The organism is Halobaculum sp. CBA1158 (assembly GCF_021431925.1).
In the GTDB taxonomy this organism is placed as follows: Archaea; Halobacteriota; Halobacteria; order Halobacteriales; family Haloferacaceae; genus Halobaculum.
On record NZ_CP090371.1, the window covers coordinates 479,626 to 494,895 of the forward strand.

General features: G+C 68.2%; 13 protein-coding genes. 8 read left to right on the plus strand and 5 right to left on the minus strand.

Translation table 11 applies throughout. The annotated features are described in order from the left end of the window. Positions 1–16: 16 nt before the first annotated feature. A complete protein-coding gene (gene acs / locus Hbl1158_RS02410; RefSeq protein ID WP_234298484.1) occupies positions 17–2,011 on the plus strand; it encodes an acetate--CoA ligase in 1,995 nt (664 codons plus the stop codon). A gap of 43 nt (positions 2,012–2,054) precedes the next feature. On the opposite strand, the gene Hbl1158_RS02415 is transcribed toward acs, so the two are convergent. Then, positions 2,055–2,297 carry a hypothetical protein gene (locus Hbl1158_RS02415; protein ID WP_234298485.1) on the minus strand — a complete coding sequence of 81 codons (243 nt, stop codon included), beginning with the start codon at positions 2,295–2,297 and terminating at the stop codon, positions 2,055–2,057. 223 nt (positions 2,298–2,520) lie between these two features. Here Hbl1158_RS02415 and Hbl1158_RS02420 point away from each other — a divergent pair, with 223 nt between their 5' ends. Further along, the gene (locus tag Hbl1158_RS02420) at positions 2,521–4,131 is read left to right on the plus strand and encodes a long-chain-fatty-acid--CoA ligase (RefSeq protein WP_234298486.1); all 1,611 of its coding nucleotides are present in this window, start codon (positions 2,521–2,523) and stop codon (positions 4,129–4,131) included. Positions 4,132–4,253: 122 nt separating this feature from the next. Here the strand turns inward: Hbl1158_RS02420 and Hbl1158_RS02425 are convergent, their stop codons facing one another. Together Hbl1158_RS02425 and Hbl1158_RS02430 are read right to left on the minus strand one after the other, a co-directional pair. After that, positions 4,254–5,105: a P-loop NTPase gene (locus Hbl1158_RS02425; protein WP_234298487.1), complete on the minus strand. Its 852-nt coding sequence runs from the start codon at positions 5,103–5,105 to the stop codon at positions 4,254–4,256. 75 nt (positions 5,106–5,180) lie between these two features. Then, a complete protein-coding gene (locus tag Hbl1158_RS02430; protein WP_234298488.1) occupies positions 5,181–5,936 on the minus strand; it encodes a GNAT family N-acetyltransferase in 756 nt (251 codons plus the stop codon). 317 nt (positions 5,937–6,253) lie between these two features. Between Hbl1158_RS02430 and Hbl1158_RS02435 the strand changes: the two genes are divergently transcribed. The 6 genes from Hbl1158_RS02435 to Hbl1158_RS02460 all read left to right on the plus strand — a co-directional run bounded on the left by Hbl1158_RS02435 (position 6,254) and on the right by Hbl1158_RS02460 (position 12,204). Then, on the plus strand, positions 6,254–7,606 hold the full coding sequence (locus tag Hbl1158_RS02435; RefSeq protein WP_234298489.1) for a substrate-binding protein: 1,353 nt from the start codon (positions 6,254–6,256) through the stop codon (positions 7,604–7,606). 127 nt (positions 7,607–7,733) lie between these two features. After that, positions 7,734–8,690, plus strand: a complete 957-nt coding sequence (locus tag Hbl1158_RS02440) for a branched-chain amino acid ABC transporter permease (protein ID WP_234298490.1) — start codon at positions 7,734–7,736, stop codon at positions 8,688–8,690. Further along, positions 8,687–9,877, plus strand: a complete 1,191-nt coding sequence (locus Hbl1158_RS02445; protein ID WP_234298491.1) for a branched-chain amino acid ABC transporter permease — start codon at positions 8,687–8,689, stop codon at positions 9,875–9,877. Before Hbl1158_RS02440 ends, Hbl1158_RS02445 begins: the two co-directional genes overlap by 4 nt. Next, the gene (locus Hbl1158_RS02450) at positions 9,874–10,632 is read left to right on the plus strand and encodes an ABC transporter ATP-binding protein (RefSeq protein WP_234298492.1); all 759 of its coding nucleotides are present in this window, start codon (positions 9,874–9,876) and stop codon (positions 10,630–10,632) included. Before Hbl1158_RS02445 ends, Hbl1158_RS02450 begins: the two co-directional genes overlap by 4 nt. A gap of 116 nt (positions 10,633–10,748) precedes the next feature. After that, positions 10,749–11,483, plus strand: a complete 735-nt coding sequence (locus Hbl1158_RS02455; RefSeq protein ID WP_234299450.1) for an ABC transporter ATP-binding protein — start codon at positions 10,749–10,751, stop codon at positions 11,481–11,483. A gap of 1 nt (position 11,484) precedes the next feature. Then, entirely contained in the window at positions 11,485–12,204 is a 720-nt protein-coding gene (locus tag Hbl1158_RS02460; protein ID WP_234298493.1) for a thioredoxin family protein, read from the plus strand. A 209-nt stretch (positions 12,205–12,413) separates the two neighbouring features. Here Hbl1158_RS02460 and Hbl1158_RS02465 read toward each other — a convergent pair whose 3' ends face one another. Both Hbl1158_RS02465 and Hbl1158_RS02470 read right to left on the minus strand, forming a co-directional pair. After that, positions 12,414–13,262: a phosphatase PAP2 family protein gene (locus Hbl1158_RS02465; protein WP_234298494.1), complete on the minus strand. Its 849-nt coding sequence runs from the start codon at positions 13,260–13,262 to the stop codon at positions 12,414–12,416. After that, on the minus strand, positions 13,259–15,163 hold the full coding sequence (locus Hbl1158_RS02470) for an ABC transporter substrate-binding protein (RefSeq protein ID WP_234298495.1): 1,905 nt from the start codon (positions 15,161–15,163) through the stop codon (positions 13,259–13,261). The genes Hbl1158_RS02465 and Hbl1158_RS02470 overlap by 4 nt, the downstream gene beginning before the upstream one ends. Positions 15,164–15,270 lie beyond the last annotated feature (107 nt).

Below are 15,270 nucleotides of genomic sequence, written 5' to 3' on the forward strand. Positions count from 1 at the left end.
GACGTATCGCGTGACCATGGCAGATGATGACGTGGAACTGGAGGCACGGCTCGAGGAACAGGAGGTGTTCGAGCCCGCCGATTCGTTCGTCGAGCAGGCGAACGTCTCGGACGCCGACATCTACGACGAGTTCGACGAGAACTGGCCGGAGTGCTGGGAGGCGGCGGCCGATCTCCTCGACTGGGAGGAGCCGTACGATCAGGTGCTCGACGACTCGAACCCGCCGTTTTACGAGTGGTTCACCGACGGGAAGCTGAACGCCTCGGCGAACTGTATCGACCGGCACCTCGACGAGCGCGGCGACGAGGCCGCCATCGAGTGGGTCGGCGAGCCGGTCGACGAGGACAACGTCACGCTGACGTACGAGGAACTGCACGAGAAGGTGAACGAGGCGGCCGCGGCGCTGCGGGACCTGGGCGTCGGCGAGGACGACGTCGTCACCATGTACATGCCGATGATCCCGGAGCTGCCGATCGCGATGCTGGCGTGTGCGCGCATCGGCGCGCCGCACTCGGTGGTGTTCGCGGGCTTCTCGGCCGACGCGTTGGCGACGCGGATGAACTCGGCGGACTCGGAGTACCTCGTCACGTGTGACGGCTACTACCGCCGCGGCGACCCGCTCGACCACCTCGAGAAGGCCAACGAGGGACTCGCGGGCGTCGAGCACGACACCGACACCGTCGTCGTCGACCGGCTCGGCCCCAACGGCGACGACTTCGGCCACGACCTGGCCGACGACCAGCACGACTGGGGCGACCTGATGGCCGGTCACGAGGGCGCGACGGTGGATCCGGTCACCCGCGACGCCGAGGACATGCTGTTCCTGATGTACACCTCGGGAACGACCGGCAAGCCGAAGGGGGTGAAACACACCACCGGCGGCTACCTCTCGTGGACCGCGTGGACCTCCCAGTCGGTGCTCGATATCAAGCCCGAGGACACGTACTTCTGCTCGGCGGACATCGGCTGGATCACCGGCCACTCCTACATCGTGTACGGCCCGCTCGCGCTGGGCACGACGACGATGATGTACGAGGGGACGCCCGATCACCCCGACCGCGACCGCCTCTGGGAGATCGTCGAGGACTACGGGGCGACCCAACTGTACACCGCGCCGACGGCCATCCGCGCGTTCATGAAGTGGGGACCGGAGTACCCGGACCAGCACGACCTCTCCAGCCTGCGGCTGCTCGGGACGGTCGGGGAGCCGATCAACCCCCGAGCGTGGAAGTGGTACTACAAGCACATCGGTGGTGAGGAGTGCCCCATCGTCGACACCTGGTGGCAGACCGAGACCGGCGGCATGATGGTGACGACGCTGCCGGGCGTCAAGGACATGAAGCCCGGCTCGGCGGGACCGCCGCTGCCCGGCCTCGACGTGCAGATCGTCGACACCAACGGCGACGAGGTCGAGCCCGGTCGCGCGGGCTACCTCACGGTGAACAAGCCGTGGCCCGGGATGCTTCGGACCCTGTACAAGAACGACGAGCGCTTCATCGAGGAGTACTGGGCGGAGTACTCCGACACCGACTCCTCGGACTCCGAGGACTGGGTGTACTTCCCCGAGGACGGCGCGAAGATCGACGAGGACGGCTACATCACCGTCCTCGGCCGCGTCGACGACGTGCTCAACGTCTCCGGGCACCGCCTCGGGACGATGGAGATCGAGTCGGCCATCGTCGGCGTCGAGGGCGTCGCCGAGGCCGCCGTCGTCGGCGGCGACCACCCCGTGAAGGGAGAGGCCGTCTACGCGTACGTCATCACCGAGGACGGGCAGGAGGAGACCGAGGCGTTCCGCGCGGAGATCGTCGAGGCCGTCGAGGACGCCATCGGCCCGATCGCGCGTCCCGAACAGGTGATCTTCACGCCCGAACTCCCGAAGACGCGCTCCGGGAAGATCATGCGCCGCCTGCTGGAGGACATCGCCAACGGCGACGACCTCGGCAACACCTCGACGCTGCGCAACCCCGATATCGTCGAGGACATCCGCGAGGTCGTCCAGGGCGACTGAGCGCGCCGGCTCCGAGCGCCTCCGACCCGACCGCGTTCTTTGGCTACCCGTCCGCCAGCCACGCGTCCACGCACCGCTCGTCGCAGAGGTGGCGGCGTTCGTCGCCGCCGACCGGTCGCGAGAGCGTGACGAGTACGTGACGTTCGGACAGCGTCAGCTCTGCACCGCAGGACGGACACGCTTCCAGACTTCGCTCGCCGGGGGTCCACCGGTAGTGGGTCGACGCGCGCACGACTGTCGCGTCCCCGTCCGGATGCGGCTGACCGAGATACTGCTTGAGCGTCATGCCCGTGGGACCGTGCGCCGATCACTTATCAACTGGCTGTATAGTTTTGGGGTGTGCTCACCCCTCCCCACGACTGATCCGGAGCGGTCGAGAGCGCTCGGGAGCAGTCGCAGTCGCCGTCGCGGTTGCGGTTGCAATCGCGGTCGCGGTTGCGGTCGTGTCCGCATCAGGTGATACCGCCCCCGCAACGATTATCACGAACGTGCCTGAACTTCCCCTGTCTATGGAAAAACCGCTGCTGGTGACCGACTTCCTCGACCGGGCGCGCCGGAACTACGGGGACCACGAGGCGGTCCTCGGAGTCGACGGCGACCGGTTCACGTACGACGAACTGGGAGAGCGCGCCGACGGCTTCGCGGCCGCGTTGCAGGCGCGCGGCATCGAGAAGGGCGACCGAGTCGCGGTGTTGGACCCGAACACGCACTACCACCTGGCGGCCGCCTACGGGAGCTTCCAGGCCGGCGCGGTCCACACGCCGCTGAACTACCGGCTCGTCGAGTCGGACTTCGAGTACATCCTGAACGACGCCGGCGTCGACGCCATCTACGCGGACCACGCCTACGCCGACAAGGTCGAGGCGGTCCGCGACGACGTGCCCACGGAGACGTTCATCACGAACGACGCGGACGCCGTCGAGGGCGACTGGGAGGAGTTCGACGACGTGATCGCCGAGTCCACCGACTACGACCGCCCCGAGATGAGCGAGGACGAGGTGATCACGATCAACTACACCTCGGGGACGACCGGCGATCCGAAGGGCGTGTGCCGAACCCACCGGACGGAGACGCTGCACGCGTACATCATCACGATCCACCAGGAGCTCAGCGACGACGACACGTACCTGTGGACGCTCCCGATGTTCCACGTGAACGGGTGGGGACACATCTACGCGGTCACGGGGATGGGCGCACGCCACGTGTGCACCCGGGGCGTCGACGCCGAGTACGTCTTCGACAAGCTCCGAAACGAGGACGTGACGTACTTCTGTGCGGCCCCGACGGTCGTCAAGATGCTCGGCGACCACCTCGCAGAGCACGGCGGCGAGCCCGACGCCGGGCAGGACGTGCGCGTCGCCACCGCGGGCGCGGCACCGCCGGAGGCGACGATCCGTACGGCCGAAGACGAGTTCGGCTGGTACATCAAGCACGTGTACGGTGCGACCGAGACCGGGCCGCTCATCACCACAAGCGACGCGCGCCGGTTCTTCGACGACGACTCCGAGGACCGCTTCGCGGTGAAGAAGACCCAGGGGATCGGCTACCTCGGCACGGAGATCCGCGTCGTCGACGAGGACGGAAACGACGTGCCCGAGGACGGCGAGACGATCGGCGAGGTCGTCGTGCGCGGCAACCAGGTGATGGATCGGTACTGGAACAAGCCCGAGGTGACCGAGGAAGCGTTTACCGACCGCATCGAGGGGTACTACCACATGGGCGACCTCGCGGTCGTCGACGACAACGGGATGATCTCGATCCAGGACCGCAAGAAGGACATCATCATCTCCGGCGGCGAGAACATCTCGTCGATCGAGGTCGAAGACACCCTGTTCAGCCACGAGAAGGTCGACGACGTGGCCGTCATTCCCTCGCCCCACGACGACTGGGGAGAGACGCCGAAGGCGTTCGTCGTCCCCGTCGGCGGCGACCCGAACGAACCGGGACTCACCGCCGACGACCTGATCCAGTACGCCCGCGACAACATGGCCCACTACAAGGCCCCCACGCGGATCGAGTTCGTGAAGCAGCTTCCCAAGACCTCCACCGGGAAGGTGCAGAAGTACGAACTCCGGCAGGACGAGTGGGAGGAGGAAGAGCGGATGGTCGGCGAGGGATAGTCGGGACGTAGCCGAGCGACGGTCAGACCGTCGTCGTCGCGGTCGCGGTGGCTGTCGCGGTCGAACCGCGTCGCACGCGCGTCGTTCCTCGCGTCCGTCGTCGTCGTCGAGCGCCTCGCTCCTCACCCGAACGGGTTCGTGAACCCGTCGTCACGGCCGCCGCGGCCGTCGTCGCCGCCGTCGGCGAACGCGTCCGTTCCGTCGTCGCCGTCGCCGAAGCGGAAGCCGCCGGTGTTCGTCGTCACCGTCATCCCGAGCATGTCGGGACGCTTGCGGAGGGCCGCCGCCACCTCGCGGTAGGCGGTCGCCGACTCGCTGTGCGGGCGATACGAGACCGCGGGCTGGCCGGCGTCCTGGGCCTTCGGGATCGTCTCGTCGTGGGGAACGTGTCCCAGCAGTTCGGTGTCGAGGAAGTCGGCGATTCGGTCCGCGGGCGGGGAGCGGCCGGTTCCGGACTTCGTGAGCACGACGCCGCCGACGGGCGCGTCGGCGCGCTCGGCGACGGTCATCGTCTTGTCGGCGTCGCGGATGGAGGCCACCCGCGGCGTCGACACGAGCACGGAGGCGTCCGCGCCCGACATCGGCACGACCGTCTCGCGGCTGACGCCGGCGGCTGTGTCGACGAGCACGGCGTCGTAGCGCGCCTTCAGCGCCTCCATCGCGGAGGGGAACCGGTCCAGGTCCGAGGCGACGAAGCCGTCGAGGTCGACGCCGCTTGGCACCACGTCGAAGCCGCCCGGTGCGGGGTAGGTCGCGTCGCCGACGCCCGCGCCGCCGGCGAGCACGTCGTGGAGGGTTCGCCCGCCGTTGACGCGGATGTCGAGGAAGTCGACCGCGTTCGCCATCGCCAGGTCGGCCTCGACGACCGCGACGGCGCGGCCGTCCTCCGCGAGCGCGGCCGCGAGGTTGAGGCTCGTCGTCGTCTTGCCGACGCCTCCCTTCGCGCCGACGACGGCGAGCACGCGTCCGTCCATGCGAGGAGTGGACGGTCCGCCCGACTTAACTGCCGCCCCGAAAGTATCGCACCTGAGACTCGCGCGGCGAATCGCTCATAGGTACGCCGCGTCCCAGCGGCTCGCCTTCCGCTTGTTGCCGCAGTCGGAACACTCCACGCGGTCCATCGTGTCGACGGTCACGTCGTGGCTCTCGCAGTTGCCACAGACGTAGCCGACGCGCTCCTCGCGCTCGCGGTCGGCGTACGTGGCGTAGAACGGGGCCATCGAGGCGCGGTCGGCCTCGTCGTAGGCGACGTAGAGCTGATCGCCGTCGTCGGTGACCCGCGCCTCGGTGAGCACCTGCTCGCCGGTCCCCTCGGGGAAGCGGGCGTACACGCGTTCGAGGAACGATTCCCCGCCGATGTCGACCGTGCGCTCGCCCACCTCGGAGAACCCCTCGCCCTCGTAGAACTCCGCGCCCGCCTCGTTGGCCGCGAGCACGCGCCCCTCGATGCGCTCGGCCCCGCGCTCCAACAGCTCCGTCTCCGCGCGCCGAAGCAGATCGTCGCCGATCCCCTTCCCGCGGTGGTCCGGGTGGACGTGGAGCCAGTCCAGTTCGCCGACGGGCTCGCGACGCTCGACGAGGTAACTCTGGACGAATCCGACCACGTCGCCGTCGTCGACGGCGACCACGAACACCGCGTCGTCGTCCGTGAGCGTCTCGGTTACCTCCCCGGCGTCGTACCACGCCTCCACCGCCCCGTCGATTAGATCCGCCGACAGCGCGTGCCCGTACGACGCGGACAGCGACGCACGCGCGGTCTCGCGGATGCCCTCCACGTCCTCGGTCGTGGCGTTTCGAAGATCCATGATAGCACGTACCGCGCCGATCCACTTAACCACGCTGACGAGTCCGGGGCGCTCGCTCGGGCTCGTCGGTCCCGTCGGCGGCCGATCCGTTCGCACGAGCTGTTGGCGCACCGAACTGTTTCGGTCTCGACTCGTCGGGCTATCGTTCCGGCCAACGAAACTACCATTCTGTTTATTCCCGTGACCGCAGGACTGAAACGCCTAAAGTATGATAATAATTATCATGGGTAAGCAATCGGGAACATATTATCAATATTAACATAGTCTAAGGGAATATAGGCGGAACGTTCATTAAGGTAGCTTCCACGGTTAGGTGCATGGCACGAGATACCACCACACTCAGCCGACGTGACGTGCTAAAGACGTCCGGGGCCGCGGGGGCCGCCGGACTTACCGGCCTGGCCGGATGTGCAGGAATCGGCGGCGGCGGCGGCGACTCAGAGTACCCCGCGCTCGGGAACTACCCGGTCGAGGGCGACGAGGTCGTGTTCGGACTGAACGTCCCGCAGTCGGGATCGTACTCCCAGGAGGGGGAGGACGAACTGCGCGGCTACGACCTCGCGGTCGACCACCTGAACAACGGCGGCGGCTGGGTCGACAACTGGGACGGACTCTCGGGCGAGGGCGTGCTCGACAAGACGGTCACCACCGTCGAGGGTGACACCGCGACGGACCCCGACACGGCCCGACAGTCCGCCTCACGGATGATCAGCCGCGACAACGCGATCATGGTCACCGGGGGCTCGTCCTCCGGCGTCGCCATCGCGGTGCAGGGGCTGTGTCAGGAAGAGAACGTCATCTTCCAGTGTTGTATCACCCACTCCAACGACACCACCGGAAGCGAGTGCGTCCGCTACTCCTTCCGTGAGATGTTCAACGCGTACATGACTGGGCAGGCGCTCGCGCCCGTCCTCGCCGAGGAGTACGGGGAGGACCTGAACTTCTACCAGCTGTACGCCGACTACTCGTGGGGACAGACGCAGCAGGCCTCGATGGAGCAGTTCTTCACCGATGTCGGCGGTTGGAACCAGATCGAGTCGGTGCCGACGCCGCTGGGTACCTCCGACTACTCGTCGTACCTCTCGGACGTGCCCCGCGACGAGACGGACGTGCTCGTCCTCAACCACTACGGGCTGGACGCGGCGAACTCCCTCCCGCAGGCGATCGAGGCCGGGCTCGACGAGGACATGGAGATCGTCGTCCCGCTGTACAACCGGCTGATGGCCGAGGCGGCCAGCGGCTCCATCGGCGGCATCTTCGGGACGGCCGACTGGAACTGGCAGCTCGAGGACGACGCCACACAGTCGTTCGTCGAGGTGTACCGCGAGGAGTACGACCGCGCACCCAGCTACGGCGCGCGGATCGCGTACACGCAGACGCTCCAGTACGCCGCCGCCGTCGAGCGGGCGGAGACGTTCTACCCGCCGGAGGTCATCCGGGAGATGGAGGGCGTCGAGTACGACGGTGCGGGCCTCGGCGCGGAGACGATGCGCGCCTGCGACCACCAGGCCCAGCGTGACGTGCTCGTCATGCAGGGCGCGACCCCGGAGGAACAGACGGAGGACAAGCTGCTCAACATCGTCTCGCAGACCTCGCGAGACGACATGGGGTACGCGTGCGACGCGGGCCCGGCGGCCGAGTGTGAGCTGGGCGAGTACGGCGACGAGTAACTGACGCCGTCACCGTCCTCGTCGTCCCGTACCGGCACGTTCTTATTCGATCGCCTGAACCGCGTCAACGAATGCCAACACCGACAACTACTACCAAGCGGACCACACCGCACCTACACGAACGATAATGTTGCTCCTACAGTCCGAGATCGCATCGATACTCCTCAACGGCCTCCAGCAGGGCGCGATCTACGCGCTGCTCGGGATCGGCCTCACGATCATCCTCGGGACGATGGAGTTCCTGAACCTCGCGCACGGCGCGCTCTATCTCGTCGGCGCGTACACGGGCCTCATCGTCTTCCAGGAGACCACCCTCTCGAACGGGTTCTTGTACAGCCAAGGGATCACGACGATCGGCTTCGGGGGTGGGTTCATCGCGGCGCTGATACTCGTTCCGCTCGTCGGGTTCGTCGTCGGCCTCCTCATGGAGCGGTACGTCGCCGAACCGTTCTACGACCGACCCGAGACGGACCAACTCCTCGTGACGTTCGGACTCGCGCTGATCGTCCAGGAGATCGTCAGGAACGTCATCGGCGGGAACACGTTCCAGTCGATCGCGCCTTCGACGATGTTCGGCGTCAACGTCTCTCAGCCGATCAGCCTCCCGCTCGTCGGCCTGTTCCCGTCCTGGCGGCTGTTTATCATCGCCATCGCGTTCGTCGTCATCGGCCTGACGTACCTCGCGATCGAGCGGACCGACTTCGGGCTCGTGGTCCAGGCGGGGACGCGTGACTCCGAGATGGTCCGGCTGCTGGGCATCAAGATCAACCGCTCGTACAGCCTCGTGTTCGCGCTCGGGGCGGCGCTGGCGGCGTTCGCCGGACTCATCGGGGCGTCGATCCAGACGATCAGTCCCCAGATAGGGACCGAACGGGCGCTGCTGCCGGCGTTCCTCACCATCGTCGTCGGCGGGGCCGGCTCCGTTCGCGGGGCCATCGCCGGCGGACTGGTGCTCGGCGTGATCATCTCGGCGATGACGCAGACGTACAGCCAATGGGCGCAGATCGTCCTCTACCTGTTCGTCGCGCTCATGCTCATCGTCAAGCCGGAGGGCCTGTTCGGAAGCATGGAGGTGGGCGAATGAGTCGCGAAGACCGGGTCGCAGGCGACGAACCCGTCACCGACGGGGGGACGGTCGCCGACGAGAGCACAGGCACCGGTTCGGGCGGCTCGGCGCTCGCGCGCCTTCGCGACCGAGAGGACTTCGTCGTCATCGCCTCGGCGGCCGCGCTGGTCGTGTTCCCGTTCTTGCTCATCGACGTGCTCGGCGCGATCGGGGACGTCATCGGCACCAGCATCGGCGGCTACGCGGGGCTGCCCTCGCTGGTGCTCATCTACGGCATCATCGTCATCGGGTTCAATCTCCTGCTCGGCTACACAGGGCTGTTGTCGTTCGGTCACGCCGCGTTCTTCGGATCGGCGGCGTACTCGGCGGCGCTGTTCAGTCAGGTCGTTCCCAGCCCGATCCTGATGATCGTGGCCGGGACGGTCGTCGCGACGCTGCTCGCGTGGCCGATCGGCTTCGTGTCGATCCGCCGCTCGGGCGTGTACTTCGCCGTGTTGACGCTCACGTTCGGGCAGGCGCTGTACTTCTGGGCGCTCGGTCCCGGATCGTGGCTCACCAACGGGGACAACGGCTTCTCCGGTATCGAGGCGCACGGGCTGTTCGTCGGCGCGCTCCCGCTGGACGCCCAGTTGATCCCGGTGTTCGATTCCTACACCGTGATGTACGCGTTCGCCTCGATCGTGATGCTCATCGCTATCTGGGTCGGCAACCGAATCATCAACTCGCCGTACGGTCTCATCTTCGAGGCGCTGGGCGAGAACGAGGAGCGCGTGGAGTTCGTCGGCCTGAACGTCTTCCGGTACAAGCTGATGGCGTTCGTCATCTCGGCCGTCTTCGCCGGCGTGGGCGGCGCGATGTTCACCATCCACGAGCAGTACATCCACCCGACGACGGCGCTGTACTGGATCCAGTCCGGCGACTTCGTCATCATGACGGTCCTCGGCGGCACCGGGAGCCTCGTGGGACCGGTGTTCGGCGCGCTCGTCTTCGAGTACGTCGCGAACGTCGTCTCCGGCGTGAGTCTCCCCGTCATCGGCTCGATCGGGTCGCTCTGGCGGTTCGTGCTCGGCGCGGTGTTCGTATTCATCGTGTGGGTGTTCCCGCGCGGCATCTACGGCGCGTTCGCCGACCTCGGCGCGCGGATCACCGGCGGCGGCGGCGACGGCGAGGAGCCGGCCGCGGCCGACGGAGGTGAGGCCGAATGACCCTCCTGCAGACCGACGGGCTCACGAAGCAGTTCGGCGGCCTCGTCGCCGTCGACGACGTGAGCTTCGAGGTCGAATCGGGCGAGACGCGCGCGGTCATCGGGCCCAACGGGGCCGGCAAGTCGACGCTCATCAACTGCATCACGGGCGCGCTCGAACCCACCGCCGGCAGGGTGGAGTTCGACGGCGAGGACATCACGGACCTCGAGCCCCACGAGACGGTGCAGGCCGGCGTCTCCAAGTCGTTCCAGACGGCGTCGATCTTCCCGAGCATGACCGTTCGCGAGAACGTCGAGATCGCGGCGGTCGCGGCCGCACACGGCTCCTTCAGCGTCGACTTCCTCAAGCGGCTCGCCGGGTTCGACGAGGTGCACGACATCACCGATCGGATGCTCGATTCGGTCGATCTCCTCGGCGACGCCGAGATGGAGGCGGCGAGTCTCCCGTACGGTGACAAGCGCCGCCTGGAGATCGCGATCGCGCTCGCTTCCGAGCCCGATCTGCTGCTCATGGACGAACCGACCGCCGGCATGTCGCCGGACGAGACCGCGGCCACCGTGGACCTCGTGGAACAGCTCCAGGAGGACCTCGGACTCACCATCCTCATCGTTGAACACGACATGGAGATCATCTTCCAGATAGCCGACCGCATCCTCGTGCTGAACCGCGGACAGGTCATCGCGGACGGCACTCCCGAACAGGTACAGGAAAGCGAGGAGGTTCAAGAGGCGTACCTCGGCGGGGTGGAGCTGTGAGCTCCGATCCCGCGGAGACGACCGACGCCGAGGCAGAGGCGAACGAGACCGCCCGGGAGGTCGCCACGGCCCACGCCGCGGACGCGACAGCGGCCGCCGCCGAGGGCGACCACCTCCTGTCGGTCGAGGACGTCGACGCCTACTACGGGGAGAGCCACATCCTGCGCGACCTCTCGATGCACGTCGAGGAGGGCGAGGTGTGTGCCCTGCTCGGCCGCAACGGCGCGGGCAAGACGACGACGCTGCGCTCGATCGCCGGTGCCCGTCCGCCCGAGGTACGCGACGGGGCCGTCCGGTTCAAGGACCAGGAGATCACCGGGCAGTCGACGGAGGACGTCTCCTCGCTCGGCATCTCGCTGGTCCCCGAGGAGCGGCGGGTGTTCCCCAACCTCTCGGTCGAGGAGAACCTCCACCTCTCGGACGTGGCGCGCAACTGGTCGAACGTGATCGGCCGCGAGGTGTCGATGGAGCACCCCGGCATGTCCACCGAGGAGGTGTACGAGGTGTTCCCACGGCTGGAGGAGCGTGCCACGCAGAAGGCCGGGACGCTCTCGGGCGGCGAACAGCAGATGCTCGCCATCGCTCGCTCGCTCAAGCAGGACACCGACCTGCTGATGCTCGATGAGCCGTACGAGGGGCTGGCCCCGCAGATCATCGAGACGGTCGCGGATGCGATCGAACAGATCGCCGACGCGGGGACGACGATCCTGCTGGTCGAGCAGAACGCCGTGGCCGCGATGGACATCGCCGACCGGGCGTACGTCATCGACCAGGGCGCTGTGGTGTTCGCCGGCGACTCCGAGGAACTTCGCGCCGACGAACAGACCCGCGAGCGGTACCTGGGTGTCTGAGATGGCGGCCGATCCCACCGCCGGTCCGCCGTCTGACCCCCCCGACCCCGAGGCGATGCTCGATCGGCTCATCGAGGTCGGGGCCGTCCGAGAGGACGCCGACGGCACGCTGCGCGTGTCGGCGGCGCTCGACGACGCTCTCGACGTGTACGAGCAGAGCTACGGCGACGTGCCCGACCAGCAGTTCACCGAAGCGGTCGCCGACGCGTTCGGCCTCTCGTACTCGGAGGCCGTGCGCCGAATCGACGAGGAGGGCGTGACCCGCGAGGAGTTCGTCGCCTACCTCGCGTTGCGGTCGCACTTCGAGCACGTGGACGAGCCCGTGCCCGACTCGCTGGAGCGCGCGTCGATGGCCGCGATCGTCACCGAGATCGCGCCCGCGACGCCGGTTCCGCAGGGGATGCGCGAGATCACCGACGACGACCTCGACGCGTTCCTCGCGGACAACGAGTCGGCTGTCGTGTTCGTCTGGCGACTCCGGTGTGACCCCTGTGAATCGATGAAGGCCGAACTCGAGGAGACGCTCGATGCGATTCCCGACGGCGTCGCCGTCGCGGGCGTCGACGGCGAGGCGTGTCCCGAGTTCCGCCGCCGGTTCGACGTGGACGTCGCGCCCGCCGTGGCGTGCGTCCACGACGGCGAGGCCGTCGCCGTCGAGACGAGTTATGTGTCGCCCGCGGAGATCGCAGACCTCGTCGAACGGGCGTTCGACTCAGAGTAAAGCCGACGCCGACCTCGCGTCGTCTCGTCGGTACGCACCGTCTCGTCGGCACCGTCATCGGTCACGGCGGTCGCCGTCCGGCCGCTTCTACTTCCCGTGTCGACCGTCGCCGTCAGCCGCGGGTCCCGCCGCGTGGCCCCTCTCCGTCGGTCCCTTCGCTGCTCGTTCGCTCGGCGTCGGCCGCCGCCTCGCCGGCGTCGTCGGTTCACTCACCGGTGTCCGTCGGTTCCGTCGGTTCCACCACCGTCGTCGCCGTCGCGGTTACGGTACGTCTCGTAGCGCTCGGCGGCGAGGACGCTCCCGGCCGCTAGCACGGTGCCGAACACCACGTCGGTCGCCCAGTGGATCCCGAGGTACATCGTGGAGACGGCGATCGACGCCCCGAGTCCGACGGCGATCGGCGTCCACCGGGGGTAGCGCCGTCGGGTACGAACGGCGAGCATCGCGACGGTCGCCGCCAGCGACGTGTGCAGCGACGGGAAGACGTTCGTGTTCTCGTTCACCTGGCTCGTGAGCAGTTGCGACCGGGGCCAGCTCTCGAACAGGAGCGAGCCGACGAGGTCGGGCATGAAGTTCCGCGGGCCGTACGCGACGATCAGCACGTAACAGACAACGCCGACCCCGTAGTTGATCCCGTAGGCGACGATCAGGGTACGGAGGGCGCGCGTGTCCTCACACAGCGCGTACGCCACCACGGGGAAGGTGAGGAGGTAGACGTAGCCGAACACGTACACGAACGAGAAGTACGCGGTCGCGGCGGGGGTGGCGAACGACTGGATCCACGCGACGAACGTCCCCTCGATCGCGTAGATCGCGGTCGTGGCGTTCACGCCGATCACCCACGACAGCTCGACGCCGACGCGACGGACGACGCCGTTGACCGCCAGCACCGCGACGAGCGCAGCGAGCGGTCGCGAGACCCGTCGCGACATTCGGGAGAGCGCCGGCCCGACCGTCCGGGGGTCGAGAAACGATCGCCCGAGCACGACGGCGATCGACGCGACGTGCATGAGGGCGACGACGGCCGCGACCTCCCCGACGAGTTCGAGCAGGCTCATCGGATCTCCCGTCGAACGAGCCGGCCGTCGTCGTAGCTGTACCCGGCCGCCCGGAAGGCCTCTCGCGCGCCGGGCACGTCGAGTTCCCCCTCGCTCCCGATGAACGGCGTCACGGGGTCCTCGCCGTCCCATCTGAGGTCCTCCGGGATCCACTCGGTGTCCGAAAGCGGCGTCACCGACGGCGTGGCGTACCCGTCGAACACCTCGTCCACGAGCGCCGTCCGGTCGATCAGCCGCGCGAGCGTGTTGCGGAACTGCGGGTTCGTCAGCGGCGGCGACGACGCGTTGTACCCGAGCAGGTACGGCACGGTCCTGCCGTCGACGACGAGGTCGGTGTCGTCGGTTCGCCCGATCCGTCGGATCGTGTCCGCCCCCACGGAGGTCAGCGTCACGTCGGCGTCGCCGTCGGTGACGACGCCGACCGCGCTCACGTCCGAGCCGACCACGCGCACCTCCAGGCGCTCGAACGGCGGTCCGTCGGCGTTCGCTCCGGGGACATCCGACCCTTCGGTCCCGAGGAAGTGATCCGGGTTCGACTCCAGTATCAGCGACTCGCGTCGCGTGTTCTCGACGAACCGCATCGGGCCGCTGCCCACCGGCGGGACGTTGTCGGTGACGAGCGCCTCCGTCGCCGGACCGAACTCGATGCCGGCGACCGAGACGGGCGCGGTCCTGTCGACCCAGACGTGTTCGGGCAACACCGGGACCGTGAACGCGCGGACGGCGACGGCCGGGTCGCACTCGACGAACGTCACCTCGAGGACGCGGTCGTCGACCGCGGTAACGTCTTCGACGAGGCTGCTCCGGCCCTGGAACCGCGGTGCAGGCAGCGGGCCGTCGTCCCTCGGCGTCGTCGACGTTCCTCCGCCCTCGTCGCGGTCGTCGGGCGCGCTCGCCTCCCCGCCCAGCGAGGTGTCCGCGAGCAGGCGATAGGTGAACGCCGCGTCCTCGGCGGTGACCGGCTCGCCGTCGTGCCAGGTCACCCCCTCGCGCAGTCGGACCCGCGCGGCCGGCCGGCCGGCCGTCTCCGAGAGCGACCACGACTCGGCGAGCCACGGCCGAACCTCCCCGCCGTCGTCGAGACGGCCGAGGGTGTCGTACAACAGCCCGGTCAACACGCCGGTCCGACGGAACTCGACGGCGAGCGGATTGAGGTTCGTCGTCGCCCGACGGTCGGTCGTGACCGCTCGCAACGTCACGCTGCCGTCGTCGCTCTCGGGCGTCGCCGTCGCCTCCGCCTCCTCGGCTCGCCCTCCGGCCCCGCCGGGCGTTCCGACTCGGTCGAGCCCGAGGTACCCGGTGGACGACGCGAGGTCGGCCGTCCGCCAGCCGGTGAAGCGGTCCGTCCGGGCCGCCCGGACGTCGTCCGGAAACGCCAGCACCGTGAACGGCTGGGACCGCGCGATCGAGCGCTGGAGGTCGGCGACGGCCTCCCGGCGCTGTTCCCCGCTCGTGCGTCGCTGCGTCTCGAGCAGTTCGTTCACGTCGAGGTCGGCGTAGCCGAACGGGTTCTGCCACCCCGGCGTCTCGACGTACCGCGAGTGCAACAGCGCGTACAGGGAGTCCGGCGAGCGGAACCGACCCGACGCGCGCGCGAGGAACACGTCGAAATCGCGGTTGAGAAGCACCTGTCGGTACAGTTCCTGCTCGGAGACGGGCCTCACCCGGGCGTCGATGCCGGCGGCCGTGAGCCAATTGACGATCTGGCGGGCCGCACGGAGGGCGTAGGGGTCGGCGTCGGCGGGAACGGTCTTGATCTCGAGTCGGACCTGTGACTGCGATTCCCACCCGGAGAGCGCCCGGAGGCGACCAACGCATCCCGCGGTGGCGACGCTCGCGCCGCTGGCGAGCGCGGCGAGCGCGCGGCGGCGTGGGATCGAGTCATCCGACGATCGACGCATCTCACGGAGATTGGACGAGCCACTCCAATATCTCTTCGGACTTTCGATCCTCGCGGGATTCCGTCCTTCCGGTTTCATCTCAGCAAGCGAGTCGACCGCCGCCGGTC

Coding starts and splice junctions, on each gene's coding strand:
- Hbl1158_RS02435 (WP_234298489.1), top strand. CDS start 6,254: ATGGCACGAGATACCACCACACTCAGCCGACGTGACGTGCTAAAGACG.
- Hbl1158_RS02425 (WP_234298487.1), bottom strand. CDS start 5,105: ATGGACGGACGCGTGCTCGCCGTCGTCGGCGCGAAGGGAGGCGTCGGC.
- Hbl1158_RS02440 (WP_234298490.1), top strand. CDS start 7,734: ATGTTGCTCCTACAGTCCGAGATCGCATCGATACTCCTCAACGGCCTC.
- Hbl1158_RS02460 (WP_234298493.1), top strand. CDS start 11,485: ATGGCGGCCGATCCCACCGCCGGTCCGCCGTCTGACCCCCCCGACCCC.
- Hbl1158_RS02450 (WP_234298492.1), top strand. CDS start 9,874: ATGACCCTCCTGCAGACCGACGGGCTCACGAAGCAGTTCGGCGGCCTC.
- Hbl1158_RS02415 (WP_234298485.1), bottom strand. CDS start 2,297: ATGACGCTCAAGCAGTATCTCGGTCAGCCGCATCCGGACGGGGACGCG.
- Hbl1158_RS02420 (WP_234298486.1), top strand. CDS start 2,521: ATGGAAAAACCGCTGCTGGTGACCGACTTCCTCGACCGGGCGCGCCGG.
- Hbl1158_RS02465 (WP_234298494.1), bottom strand. CDS start 13,262: ATGAGCCTGCTCGAACTCGTCGGGGAGGTCGCGGCCGTCGTCGCCCTC.
- acs (WP_234298484.1), top strand. CDS start 17: ATGGCAGATGATGACGTGGAACTGGAGGCACGGCTCGAGGAACAGGAG.
- Hbl1158_RS02445 (WP_234298491.1), top strand. CDS start 8,687: ATGAGTCGCGAAGACCGGGTCGCAGGCGACGAACCCGTCACCGACGGG.
- Hbl1158_RS02430 (WP_234298488.1), bottom strand. CDS start 5,936: ATGGATCTTCGAAACGCCACGACCGAGGACGTGGAGGGCATCCGCGAG.
- Hbl1158_RS02470 (WP_234298495.1), bottom strand. CDS start 15,163: ATGCGTCGATCGTCGGATGACTCGATCCCACGCCGCCGCGCGCTCGCC.